Source organism: Streptomyces sp. 5-10 (assembly GCF_014712245.1).
Taxonomy (GTDB): Bacteria; Actinomycetota; Actinomycetes; order Streptomycetales; family Streptomycetaceae; genus Streptomyces; species Streptomyces violaceusniger.
Window position 1 is genome coordinate 69,509 of the sequence record NZ_JACVYG010000029.1, and the last position, 12,276, is coordinate 81,784.

Annotated in this window: 7 protein-coding genes; 4 read left to right on the forward strand and 3 right to left on the reverse strand. The window is 70.6% G+C overall.

The features are described 5' to 3' along the window. Positions 1-50: 50 nt before the first annotated feature. The 3 genes from IEJ02_RS28185 to IEJ02_RS28195 all read right to left on the reverse strand — a co-directional run bounded on the left by IEJ02_RS28185 (position 51) and on the right by IEJ02_RS28195 (position 7,975). The gene (locus tag IEJ02_RS28185) at positions 51-1,694 is read right to left on the reverse strand and encodes a peptide ABC transporter substrate-binding protein (RefSeq protein ID WP_191067400.1); all 1,644 of its coding nucleotides are present in this window, start codon (positions 1,692-1,694) and stop codon (positions 51-53) included. A 637-nt stretch (positions 1,695-2,331) separates the two neighbouring features. Then, positions 2,332-4,227 (reverse strand): translational GTPase TypA, encoded by a 1,896-nt coding sequence (gene typA / locus IEJ02_RS28190; RefSeq protein WP_191067401.1) that lies wholly within the window; start codon positions 4,225-4,227, stop codon positions 2,332-2,334. A gap of 1,606 nt (positions 4,228-5,833) precedes the next feature. Further along, entirely contained in the window at positions 5,834-7,975 is a 2,142-nt protein-coding gene (locus IEJ02_RS28195; protein WP_191067402.1) for an ABC transporter family substrate-binding protein, read from the reverse strand. Positions 7,976-8,282: 307 nt separating this feature from the next. Between IEJ02_RS28195 and IEJ02_RS28200 the strand changes: the two genes are divergently transcribed. The 4 genes from IEJ02_RS28200 (at position 8,283) to IEJ02_RS28215 (ending at position 12,232) form a co-directional block, all read left to right on the forward strand. Then, complete coding sequence (locus tag IEJ02_RS28200) at positions 8,283-8,567, forward strand: Rv0250c family protein (protein ID WP_137979382.1); 285 nt, start codon at positions 8,283-8,285, stop codon at positions 8,565-8,567. A 75-nt stretch (positions 8,568-8,642) separates the two neighbouring features. Further along, the gene (gene sdhC / locus IEJ02_RS28205) at positions 8,643-9,494 is read left to right on the forward strand and encodes a succinate dehydrogenase subunit SdhC (RefSeq protein WP_191067403.1); all 852 of its coding nucleotides are present in this window, start codon (positions 8,643-8,645) and stop codon (positions 9,492-9,494) included. A gap of 15 nt (positions 9,495-9,509) precedes the next feature. After that, complete coding sequence (locus IEJ02_RS28210) at positions 9,510-11,465, forward strand: fumarate reductase/succinate dehydrogenase flavoprotein subunit (protein ID WP_191067404.1); 1,956 nt, start codon at positions 9,510-9,512, stop codon at positions 11,463-11,465. Further along, entirely contained in the window at positions 11,462-12,232 is a 771-nt protein-coding gene (locus IEJ02_RS28215; protein WP_191067405.1) for a succinate dehydrogenase/fumarate reductase iron-sulfur subunit, read from the forward strand. Before IEJ02_RS28210 ends, IEJ02_RS28215 begins: the two co-directional genes overlap by 4 nt. Positions 12,233-12,276 lie beyond the last annotated feature (44 nt).

Sequence of the window (12,276 nt, forward strand, 5' to 3'; positions counted from 1 at the left end):
GCCGCTCCCCGGTTGGGAGAAGCGGCGGCACCGGCCGGCGGTCCCGATGATTACTTCTTCTTCACCTGGACGTCGGTGAAGATGGGGTCGCCGTCCTGGCCGTAGGGGATCTTCCCCAGGACCTTGTTGGACTGGCCGCTGTTGACCTTGTAGAACCACAGCGGGATCGCCGGCATGTCCTTCGCGAGGACCTGCTCCGCCTGCTGGTAGAGCTTCACGGTCTCGTCGAGGGTGGCGGCCTTGTCGGCCTTGTTGGCGAGCTCGTCGAACTGCTTGTTGGCGTAACCGCTGGTGTTACCGGCCGCCTTGGAGCCGTAGAGGTCCCTCATGAAGTTCGAGTTGACCGGGTAGTCGAGCACCCAGCCACCGCGGTACATGGACTTGACCTGGTGCTTGTCACGCGCGTTCAGGTCGGCCTGGAAGTCGGGCTTGGAGTCGCCGACGCAGTCGACGCCGGTGGCCTTGCGGATGCTGTTGCAGACCGCGTCCACCCAGGGCTTGTGGTCCTGGTCGGCGTTGTACTGGATCGAGATCTTGTTGCCCGGGACCCCGCCGCCCTCCTTGATGAGGGCCTTGGCCTTGGCCGGGTCGTAGGTGACCTGCTCCTTGAGCGCGCCGGCCTTGTAGCCGAGCACGCCGCGGGCGACATAGCTGTCGGCCGGGGTGCGGGAGCCGTGGAGCACGGTCTTGGTGATCGTGTCGCGGTCGATCGCCATGGACAGACCCTGGATGACCTTGGGGTCGATGTCCTTGAACTGCTTGGTGTAGAAGGCCGGGACGATCGACTGGACCGCCGAGTACTCCTCGTCGATCGCGCGCTTGCCCAGGTCGGACTTGTAGTTGGTCAGCGCGGTGGTCGGGACCTGCTCGATCCAGTCGAGGTTGTTGGAGCGCAGGTCCGAGTAGGCGGCGTCGGCGGTGGTGTAGTTCTTGAAGTCGATGCCGCCGTTCTTGGCCTTGTTCGGGCCCTTGTAGCCGTCGAACTTGCGGACCTTGATCATCTTCTTGTGGTCCCAGGAGACGAACTTGTAGGGACCGTTGCCGACCGGCTTCTCACCGAAGGCCTTGGGGTCCTTGAAGAAGCCCGTGGGCAGCGGGGCCCACACGTCGTAGCCCAGCTTGTAGGCGAAGTACGAGACCGGGCTGTTGAGCTCGACCTTGAACTCGTTGTCGTTGACGACCTTCAGGCCGGACATCTTGTCGGACTTGGGCTTGCCCTTGTCCGGGTGGACGTCGGAGTAGCCCTTGATGTCCTGGAACCAGCTGGAGTTGGTCTGGTTGTTCGTGACGTTGGCCGACCAGTTCCAGGAGTCCACGTAGGACTTGGCGGTCACGGTCTCGCCGTTGTGGAACTTCCAGCCCGGCTTGAGCTTGACGGTCCAGACGGAGGAGTCCTTGTTGGGGGTGACGGACTCGGCGTTGACGTACACCAGCTTGCCGGTGCCCGGCTCGTAGTCCACCAGACCCGAGAAGATCGTGCGGAGCACCCGGCTGCCCTGGCTCTCCTTGGCGTTCGCCGGCTGCAGCGGGTTCTGCGGCTCGCTCAGCTGGGCGGTGAGTATCCCATTCGGGTCCGCCGTGCCCTTGTTCATGTCATTGCTGCCGCTGTCGCTGTCGTTGCCACCGCAGGCGGTCGCGGCCAGCGCCACGACCGCCGCCAACGCGACCCACTTGGCGCTCTTGGCACCGCGCATGGGTTTGCCTCCTCAGGAGTCCACTGTCACTACGAGAGGGGGCGCCCGGAGACACGCTGACACCCCTGACAGCGAAAGGGACCGGAACCCCCCAGATGCGCTCGTAGGTCCGCGCTCCCCACAGCGTGTGACCCATTGACCCGAGCTCAATGGACCCCATGATTGAGCACGTCCGGCCCTTAAACCACACCTTATGGGTCTCGCTTTGGTCACAGCATCTACGCGCGGAGCTTTGAAATCCGGACAAAACTGCCCCAGACAGACACACGCGAAACGGACTGTTAACACATCATGCGGAGCTCGGACGCCGATATTCGGACAGGGAGATCCGGATAACCGTTTGACTGGCACGTTGCTGACATGGCAACGGCCCGGACCGCCGCCGCGGAAGCGGTGGATCCGGGCCGTGGGCAGCTCACCGAGGCACGGTGGGGCGCCTACGCTCCGTGATCGGCGCGGTGGTGCGCATTGGCGCGGTGGTGCGGTGGTGCGGTGGTGCGCATTGGCGCGGTCGTGCGCATCGGCGTCCGGAGCGGGCCCCGGCGCCGGGCGCCCTGAGGTGAGCGTCAGCGCTCGGCGCCCGGGCGCGAGCCTCAGCGCCCCGCGCCCGGGCGGGCCCGCGCCCCGTGCGGGCGGGTCAGCGCTTGGCGCGGGCGGCGGTGCGGGCGCGCTCCTTCTGGTCCAGCACCACCTTGCGGATCCGCACCGTCTCCGGCGTCACCTCGACGCACTCGTCGTCGCGGCAGAACTCCAGGGACTGCTCGAGCGAGAGCAGCCGCGGCGGGACCAGAGACTCGGTCACATCCGCGGTGGAGGACCGCATGTTGGTGAGCTTCTTCTCCTTGGTGATGTTGACGTCCATGTCGTCGGAGCGGGAGTTCTCGCCGACGATCATGCCCTCGTACACCTCGGTGCCCGGCGAGACGAACAGCACCCCGCGCTCCTGGAGGTTGGTCATCGCGAAGGCGGTCACCGCGCCCGAGCGGTCGGCCACCAGCGAGCCGTTGTTACGGGTCTTCAGCTCGCCGAACCACGGCTCGTGGCCCTCGTGGATGGAGTGGGCGATACCGGTGCCGCGGGTCGCGGTCAGGAACTCGGTGCGGAAGCCGATCAGACCGCGGGAGGGGACGATGAACTCCATGCGGACCCAACCGGAGCCGTGGTTGGACATGTTGTCCATCCGGCCCTTGCGGGTGCCCATGAGCTGGGTGACCGCGCCCATGTGCTCCTCGGGCACATCGATGGTGATGCGCTCGATCGGCTCGTGGACCTTGCCGTCGACCTCGCGGGTGACCACCTGCGGCTTGCCGACGGTGAGCTCGAAGCCCTCCCGGCGCATGGTCTCCACCAGGATCGCCAGCGCCAGCTCGCCGCGGCCCTGCACCTCCCAGGCGTCCGGGCGGTCGGTGGGCAGCACGCGCAGCGAGACGTTGCCGATCAGCTCTCGCTCGAGCCGGTCCTTGACCAGCCGCGCGGTGACCTTGCGGTCCTTCACGGCGGACTTGTCGGCGCCCTTGCCGCCGGGGCCGCGGCCGACCAGCGGGGAGGTGTTGGTGCCGATGGTCATCGAGATCGCGGGCTCGTCGACGGTGATCAGCGGCAGCGCGATCGGGTTCTCCGGGTCGGCCAGGGTCTCGCCGATCATGATGTCCGGGATGCCCGCGACCGCGCAGATGTCACCGGGGCCCGCCACCTCGGCGGGCTTGCGGGTGAGCGCCTCGGTCATCAGCAGTTCGGTGATCCGGACGTTGGAGATGGTGCCGTCGCGCTTGATCCACGCGACCGTCTGCCCCTTCTTCAGCTCGCCCTGCTCGACCCGGAGCAGCGCGATACGGCCGAGGAAGTTGTCCGCGTCCAGGTTGGTGACATGGGCCTGGAGCGGCGCGGTCGCATCGTACTCGGGGGCCGGGACGGTCTCCAGCAGGGTGGAGAAGAACGGCTGGAGGCTGTCGCTGTCGGCCGGGACGGTGCCGTCCTCCGGCTTGGTCAGCGAGGCCACGCCGTCACGGGCGCAGGCGTAGACGATCGGGAACTCGATCTGCTCCTCGGTCGCGTCCAGGTCCAGGAAGAGGTCGTACGCCTCGTTGACGACCTCGTCGATCCGGGAGTCCGGGCGGTCCGTCTTGTTGATGCACAGGATCACCGGCAGCTTGGCCTGGAGCGCCTTGCGCAGCACGAAGCGGGTCTGCGGCAGCGGGCCCTCGGAGGCGTCCACCAGCAGGACCACCGCGTCGACCATGGACAGACCGCGCTCGACCTCACCGCCGAAGTCGGCGTGGCCGGGGGTGTCGATGATGTTGATGGTGACGGGGTCGCCGCCGTCCGCCGGGTGGTACTTCACGGCGGTGTTCTTCGCGAGAATGGTGATGCCCTTCTCGCGCTCCAGGTCGTTGGAGTCCATGACCCGGTCGTCCACCTGCTGGTGGGCGGCGAACGCGCCCGCCTGCTTGAGCATGGCGTCGACGAGGGTCGTCTTACCGTGGTCGACGTGGGCGACGATGGCGACGTTACGAATGTCGTGGCGCGTGGGCATGAAAGCGCGCTTCTCCCGGTTGTTGGGTGGCGGCGCGCTCCTTGGGCGGCGCGCCTTCCGCCGGGCTGATCACGCCTCGGCCTCACCCCCATGGTACGGGGACGGCGCGAGGACGAATGCCGCAGCCCGTCTCGTGGCCCCTCCCGCGGCCTGTCCTGCGCCGATCGCCGCGCCCGGCGGCACCGCGGGCGGCTGCGCCTGCGGGCGGATCTTTCCCCGTCCCCGCCCCTTCCCGATACCAAGGGCTCCGCCCCTGGACCCCGCTGCGCGGCGGAGCCGCATATCGATGCCGCGGGAAGGGGCGAAGCACGGGTCCGCGGCCCGGGGCAGAGCCCGGACGGGAGGGAAGGGGCACAGCTCCGCCTCGGGGGCCTGGGGGGTCTGACACGAAGCCTCGGTCTGGGGCTCGGAGCAGGGCACCGGTTCGGAGACCTGGGGCGCAGCCCCGGCCCGGAGCGTGGGGCGCAGCCCCGATCCCGGGCCAGGGGCACAACCCCCGCCCGGGATCTGGGGCGCAACCCAGCCCGGGATCAGGGACGTACCCCCCGGCCCGGGGGCCTGGGGCCGATCCAGGATCAGGAACCCCAGCCCGGAGCCTGGCACGTGCCCCCGGGCCCGGGGGCCTGGGGCACACACCAATCCGGGGCCAGGGGCACACCCCCAGCCCGGGATCTGGGGCACACCCCCAGGCCCGGGATCAGGGGCACACCCCCCGCCCGGGACCTGGGGCACACCCAGCCCGGGATCAGGGACGCACCCCCCAGCCCGGGGGCCTGGGGCCGATCCAGGATCAGGAACCCCAGCCCGGAGCCTGGCACGTGCCCCCGGGCCCGGGGGCCTGGGGCACACACCAATCCGGGGCCAGGGGCACACCCCCAGCCCGGGATCTGGGGCACACCCCCAGGCCCGGGATCAGGGGCACACCCCCCGCCCGGGACCTGGGGCACACCCAGCCCGGGATCAGGGACGCACCCCCCAGCCCGGGGGCCTGGGGCCGATCCAGGATCAGGAACCCCAGCCCGGAGCCTGGCACGTGCCCCCGAGCCCGGGGGCCTGGGGCACACACCAATCCGGGGCCAGGGGCACACCCCCAGCCCGGGACCTGGGGCACACCCCCAGGCCGGGATCAGGGGCACACCCCCCGCGCGGGCCCTGAGACGCACCCCCACCCGGGGCCTGAAGCACACCCCCCACGCGGGACCTGAGGCACAACCCCCACGCGGGGCCTGAGGCACAAACCCCCACCCGGGACCTGAGACACACCCCCCAGCCCGGGCCCTGAGACACACCCCCCAGCCCGGGGCCTGAGACACACCCCCCAGCCCGGGCCCTGAGACACACCCCCCGCCCCGGAGCCTGAGGCACACCCCCCGCGCGGGGTCTGGGGCGGAGCACCAGTTTCGGGGAGGGGCGGGGTGGGGGAGGCCCGCCGTAGGCGTCGCCGCCCGTCGGGCGCGGCCTCAGCAGGTCGGAGGAAGTCCGCTCTGGTTCGGCAACGCCCCGAAGGGGCGCGGGGCTGTGTCGATGTGCGGCTCCGCCGCGTGGGACCAGCCACGACGGCGCCGCAGACGGCCGACGACGCCTCGCGGCACTTCCAGCGGAGCGCTCAGCGGCGGAAGCCGATGTCCTGGTAGCGGGGGGTCGCGAAGCCGAAGGCGCCCGCGTTGACCAAGCCCTTGCGCATCGCGATCAGCTGAGGTCGCTGGTAGAGCGGAATCGATCCGGCCGCCGCCCAGATCCGGGCGTCCGCCCGGCTGACCAGGGAGCGCGAGGCGCCGCCGTCCAGCTCGGAGAGCGCCTGGTCGAAGAGCTGGTCGATCTGGTCGGTGCCCACCCGGGTGTAGTTCTGCTCGACCACCAGGGAGCCGTCGGCGGCGGGCTGCGGCTTGGCGTAGATGGGACGGGCGTCGGTGGCCGGGTAGGCGGAGGCGGGCCAGGAGTACAGGGCCAGGTCGTAGTCGCCGGTGGCGATGTGGTCCCGGAAGTAGCTCTCGCCGGAGACCTTGGTGATCTCGGTCCGGACGCCGATCTTCTCCAGCATCCGCGCGATGCGCTCACCGACCGTGCCCAGCTGGGCGGCGGTCCGGTCGTCGGGGAGGACGAAGCGCAGCACCAGCGGCCGGCCCTTCTTCCGTACGACCGCCGTCTCCCGGAGCCGTCCGGACCGCCCGGCGTCACCGGCCGCGGGGGAGGCACCGGAGGCGCTGTCGGTGGCGGAGTCCGTGGCGCTGTCGGTGGCCGCGTCCGTGGCCCCGTCCGTGGCGCTCTCGGTCGCGGTGGCGGTCGGGTCGCTCTGCCGCCTGCCCCGGTCGTCCGTCTTGCCGTCCAGCGCCTTCTGCCGGCCGGTGCCGCCCGCCCGCCAGCCCGCGTCGGCGAGCAGCGACTGCGCGGCGTTGGTGTCCGGGTCGCCGAGGGCGCCGCTGTGGTCCTTGTAGCCCGGCTGGCCCGCCATCAGCAGATGGTTGCCGAGCGGTTCGGACGGCAGCCCCATCGGCTTGAGCACCAGCTTGGCCAGGGCCTTCCGGTCGATCGCGCGGGCCACCGCGCGGCGCACCCGCTCATCGGCGAGCGGGCCCTTGGTGCCGTTGAGGGCGAGCTGGGTGTAGGCCGGGCCCAGGGCCTTGCGCAGGGTGAACCTGCTCAGCGCCCGAGTCGTCCGTGAGCGGTTCTTGTCGGCGTCGCCGGTGGCCACTCCCTCGGCTCCCTCGGCTCCCTCGGCTCCCGCCGCTTCCCGCCCCGCTCCGGTCCGCGTCGCCTCGTCCGCCTCCCGCCCGCCGGAGGCCGTCTCCCGCCCGCCGGTCGACGTCTCCCGCCCGCCCGCCGACGCCTCCGGCGCACCCGCCTTGCCCGGGGCCGAGGAGCCCCGCTTGGCGCCCGCGGCCTGCTTGCCCGGGGCGGTGGCCTGGATGCGCCGGGCGGTGGTCCGGTCCACCTCGGCCAGGTCCAGCCGCCCGGCCATCAGCGCCTCGGCCCGTTTCTCGGCCGGGACCGCCTTGAAGACCACCCGGCTCAGCCGCGCCCGGTCGCCCCACCAGCGGGGGTTGCGGACGAGCGTGACCTCGGAGTCCGTGACCCGGCGGACCATGAAGGGCCCGGCGCCGACCGCGAGCCCCTTGCTCGCCGCCGCGGTGAAGACCGCCGGGTTGCCCATCACGCTCTTCGGGTACAGCGGCGTGAACAGCGAGCGCCAGTCGGTGTACGGCTTGGCGAAGGTGACCTTGACCTCGTGTTCCTTGTCCCCGGGCTCGACCTTGGCGATCCGGTCGTATCCGGCGTTCCGCGCCGTCCCGTACTTCTCGTCGGTGCCGCGCAGCGCCTTCCACTGGGCCTGGAAGTCCTCCGCGCCGATCGGGCGCCCGTCGCTCCACACCGCCTTGGGGTTGAGCTTGAAGACCACGACCTGCTTGGGGTCGGTCGAGGTGACGTCGGCGGAGGTCAGATAGTCGCCGTTGCGCTGGGGCCGACCCCGGGCGTCGAGGGTGTAGAGGGCGGGCAGCACGGCGCCCGCGATCCGCTGGGTGCCCGTGTCCGCGGTCTTCGAGAAGGCGTTGAGCGTGGTGGGCGCCGCGTCCAGGGCCCAGCGCAGGGTCCCGGTGCCGGCGGTCCCGGAGCGGGGTGCGGAGGCGATGTCCCAGGCGGCGCGCGGCGGCGGGCCGTCGTCGTCCGAGCTGCAGCCGGTCAGTACGGGCAGCGGCAGCATCACTCCCGCGGCGAGCAGCATGGCGCGGCGGCGCTTGGTGATGGGCATGGCTCGTACCTCCGCAAGGTGACGGATATATGCGCATTTGGCATAGTGTGACGCTGATCGCATATACTCCTCACTCAAAGCGACGGTTCATGGGACAGCACGTCGAGACGGCCATGGAGACGGCCATGAGGGGAAAGGATCACCCGCCCGGGTCAATGCGGCGGGCGCGCGATCCGGTGCGCGGCGGCGGAATCCCGCCGGTGGCTCCGCCAATCGCGACAGATCCCTTCACAACCACGACCGTGGCGCGTAACACTCGCTGTCGCATGAGCGTCGCCAACCGCAACCGCGGAAGTGAGGGCAAGTCATGTCCTTGAACGACGACTTGACGGCCGTCCAACGCTGTCTCGATGACCTGGTCCGTTCCGTCTCCCGGCTGGAGCAGCGGGTGGGCGCCGGCGGGCTGGAGATACGCCGGGTCCGCACCGACGCGGACCACCTGCGCGAGAGCCTCGCCCTGCTGCGCGAGACGGCTCCCGTGGAGCGATCACGCCCCGAAATGGTTCCGGTCCCCGACGCCCCGTACAACAGTGCGCTGTGGTCGGACGTCGACGACGAGGGCCTCGGCGCGCGCGATCGCCACGCGCCCTAGGGACGGCCCGGCGCGCCTCCCGTCACGGGGTGCGTCCCCACCGTCCCCCCACACCACTCCACCGCGGAGTTCCCCTTGGCCACAGGCACCGACCCGCAAGCCACCACGCCCGCACCCGCAGACTCCCGCACGGCCCCGCACGGCGTGCACAGCCCCTCGCGCGCCGCCATCCCCGGCCGCCATCTGCGCAGCGACCGCTGGTGGCTCTCCCCCGCCATCACCGCCGCCGGACTGTTCGCGTTCATCGTCTACTCGACCTGGCGGGCCTTCGCGGGGGACGACTACTACGCCGAGCCGTACGTCTCCCCCTTCTACTCGCCCTGCATCGCCCAGAACTGCGTGCCCATGAAGGGCGGCGCCAACTGGGAGATCTTCGGCGCGTGGTGGGGCCTGTCCCCGGCGCTGCTGATCCTGATCTTCCCGCTGGGGTTCCGGCTCACCTGCTACTACTACCGCAAGGCGTATTACCGGGGCTTCTGGGCCTCACCACCCGCCTGCGCGGTCGCCGAGCCGCGCGCCAAGTACACCGGCGAGACCCGCTTCCCGCTGATCCTGCAGAACATCCACCGCTACTTCTTCTACTTCGCGGTGATCGTCGCGGGGATCCTCACCTACGACACCGTGCTCGGCTTCCGGGACGAGCACGGCCGCTGGGGCCATATGGGCCTGGGCACCCTGGTGCTGCTCGTCAACATCGTGCTGATCTGGGCGTACACCCTCTCCTGCCACTCCTGCCGCCACATCGTCGGCGGCCGGCTGAAGCACTTCTCCCGGCATCCGGTGCGCTATCGGCTCTGGGGCTGGGTCAGCGAGCTCAACATGCGCCATATGCAGCTCGCCTGGGCCTCTCTCATCAGCGTCGCCGTCGCGGACTTCTACGTCTATCTGGTGGCGAGCGGTGCCTTCGACGATCCCCGCTTTTTCTAGGAGAGGTGCTCATCGATGACGCAAGTCGAGCGGCAGGCGTGGGACGTGGTCGTGATCGGCGCGGGCGGCGCCGGGCTGCGTGCCGCGATCGAGGCCCGCGAGCAGGGCATGCGCTGCGCCGTCATCTGCAAGTCGCTGTTCGGCAAGGCCCATACGGTGATGGCCGAGGGCGGCATCGCCGCCAGCATGGGCAACGTCAACGAGCGCGACAACTGGCAGGTGCACTTCCGCGACACCATGCGCGGGGGCAAGTTCCTCAACCACTGGCGGATGGCCGAGCTGCACGCCCAGGAGGCCCCGGACCGGGTCTGGGAGCTGGAGACCTGGGGCGCGCTCTTCGACCGCACCCCGGAGGGCAAGATCTCCCAGCGGAACTTCGGCGGCCATGAGTACCCCCGCCTCGCCCATGTCGGGGACCGCACCGGCCTGGAGCTGATCCGCACCCTCCAGCAGAAGATCGTCTCCCTCCAGCAGGAGGACAAGGCCGCCACCGGCGACTACGAGTCCCGGCTGAAGATCTTCCAGGAGTGCACGGTCACCCGGATCGTCAAGGACGGCGACCGGGTCGCCGGGGTCTTCGGCTACGAGCGCGAATCGGGCCGTTTCTTCGCCCTGGAGGCCCCGGCCGTGGTGCTGGCCACCGGCGGTATCGGCAAGTCCTTCAAGGTGACCTCCAACTCCTGGGAGTACACCGGCGACGGCCACGCGCTGGCGCTGCTCGCGGGCGCCCCGCTGATCAACATGGAGTTCGTGCAGTTCCACCCGACCGGTATGGTCTGGCCGCCCTCGGTGAAGGGGATCCTGGTCACCGAGTCGGTGCGCGGCGACGGCGGGGTGCTGCGCAACAGCGAGGGCAAGCGGTTCATGTTCGACTACATCCCGGACGTCTTCAAGGAGAAGTACGCCCAGTCCGAGGACGAGGCCGACCGCTGGTACGAGGATCCGGACCACAACCGCCGCCCGCCCGAGCTGCTCCCCCGCGACGAGGTGGCCCGCGCCATCAACGCCGAGGTGAAGGCGGGCCGGGGCTCCCCGCACGGCGGGGTCTTCCTCGACGTCTCCACCCGGATGTCCCCCGAGGTCATCAAGCGGCGGCTGCCCTCGATGCACCACCAGTTCAAGGAGCTCGCTGACGTCGACATCACCGCCGAGCCCATGGAGGTGGGCCCCACCTGTCACTACGTGATGGGCGGGGTGGACGTCGACCCGGACACCGCGGCCGCCACCGGCGTGCCCGGCCTCTTCGCCGCGGGCGAGGTCGCGGGCGGGATGCACGGCTCCAACCGGCTCGGCGGCAACTCCCTCTCCGACCTGCTGGTCTTCGGGCGCCGCGCCGGGCTCCACGCGGCCCGCTACGCCCAGGAGACCGCGGCCTCCGGCACCCGTCCGGTGCCGGACGAGGCGCAGCTGGACCTGGCGGCGGCCGAGGCGCTGCGCCCGTTCAGCGCCGAGGCCGGTGAGCCGGACGAGACCGCGGGCCCCGCCGGGCCGCCGGAGAACCCGTACACCCTCCACCAGGAGCTCCAGCAGTCGATGAACGACCTGGTGGGGATCATCCGCAAGGCCGAGGAGATGGAGGAGGCGCTGCACCGGCTGGCCGGTCTGCGGGTCCGGGCGCGCCGCGCCGGGGTCGAGGGCCACCGGCAGTTCAACCCCGGCTGGCACCTGGCGATCGATCTGCGCAACATGCTGCTAGTCAGCGAGTGCGTGGCCCGCGCCGCGCTGGAGCGGACCGAGAGCCGCGGCGGGCACACCCGCGACGACTGCCCGGAGATGGACCGCGCATGGCGGCGGCTCAATCTGGTCTGCCGGCTCTCCGACCCCTCGGGCGGTCTGGCGGCCCCCGACGCCGGGCACGGCCAGATCCGGCTCGAGCGGCGTGAGATGCCGCCGATCCGGCCCGACCTGCTGAACCTGTTCGAGAAGGACGAGCTGGTGAAGTACCTGACGGACGAGGAGCTGACCCAGTGAGTGCGTACGAGGCCCACTTCCGGGTGTGGCGGGGCGACCAGGACGGCGGGGGTCTGAAGGACTTCCACGTCGAGGTCAACGACGGCGAGGTCGTGCTCGACATCGTCCACCGGCTGCAGGCGACCCAGGCCCCCGACCTGGCGGTCCGCTGGAACTGCAAGGCGGGCAAATGCGGTTCGTGCAGCGCCGAGGTCAACGGCCGACCGCGGCTGCTGTGCATGACCCGGATGTCGGTGTTCGAACGGAACGAGACGATCACCATCACCCCGCTGCGGGCGTTCCCGGTGGTGCGGGACCTGGTGACGGATGTGTCGTTCAACTACACCAAGGCCCGTGAGGTGCCGTCCTTCGTGCCCCCGGAGGGGCTGGGTCCGGGCGAGTACCGGATGTGGCAGGAGGACGTGGGCCGGTCGCAGGAGTTCCGCAAGTGCATCGAGTGCTTCCTGTGCCAGGACACCTGCCATGTGGTGCGGGACTTCGAGGAGAACAAGGAGGCGTTCGCCGGGCCGCGGTTCCTGATGCGGGTCGCGGAGCTGGACATGCATCCGCTGGACGCGGCCGCCGACACCGGGCTCGACCGCAAGCGCGCCGCCCAGGAGGAGCACGGGCTGGGCTACTGCAACATCACCAAGTGCTGTACGGAGGTCTGCCCCGAGCAGATCAAGATCACGGACAATGCGCTGATCCCGCTCAAGGAGCGGGCGGTGGACCGTAAGTACGACCCGCTGGTCTGGCTCGGCAACAAGATCCGGCGCCGGGGGCAGTAGCTCCGCTGGGGCGCTTAGGGGTGTCCGACGGGGTGTGCCGCCTG